General features: G+C 61.2%; 1 protein-coding gene. It reads left to right on the top strand.

From position 1 onward, the window contains the following. Positions 1-485: GMC family oxidoreductase N-terminal domain-containing protein (locus A3754_RS24910; protein ID WP_197468857.1), on the top strand; the 485-nt coding region annotated here is incomplete at both ends.

The following is a 485-nucleotide window of genomic DNA, read 5'->3' as shown; positions in this document are numbered from 1 at the left end:
TGCCAAGTACGGGCTGGATAATTTGTCTGCGGAAAAGTTTCGCCCGTATCTGGATACGGTGGCCGACCAGCTACAGATTCACATCAACGAAGCCCACGAAATCAATGCCTGCGCCCACAAGGTGATTCAGGGCTGCGAGAAAATGCAGTTCTCCTGGAAACCGGCGCAGCGCAATGTGAAGCAATGCGCGCTCACCGGGCATTGTCTGGCGGGCTGCCCGTCGGATCGGAAAATGAGTTCCCTGGTGACCCATCTTCCCTGGGCGGCGGCGTATGGCGCCCGGATATTCTCGGATACGGAAGTGGTAAAAGTGCGCACCCGAAACGGCCGGGCTAGCGGGGTGGAAGCCCGCGTGACCGACCCGGACAGCGGCGCCCATGTGGCAGACATGCAGGTGGATGCGGACCTGGTGGTGTTGGCGGCGGGGGCCATTCACAGCCCGCTGATCATGCAGCGTAGCGGAGTTGAAGACCGCAGCGGGCAAC

Source organism: Alcanivorax sp. HI0083, assembly GCF_001635175.1.
Note: the sequence above shows the minus strand (reverse complement) of the source record. Positions and strands in the feature narration are given on the sequence as shown.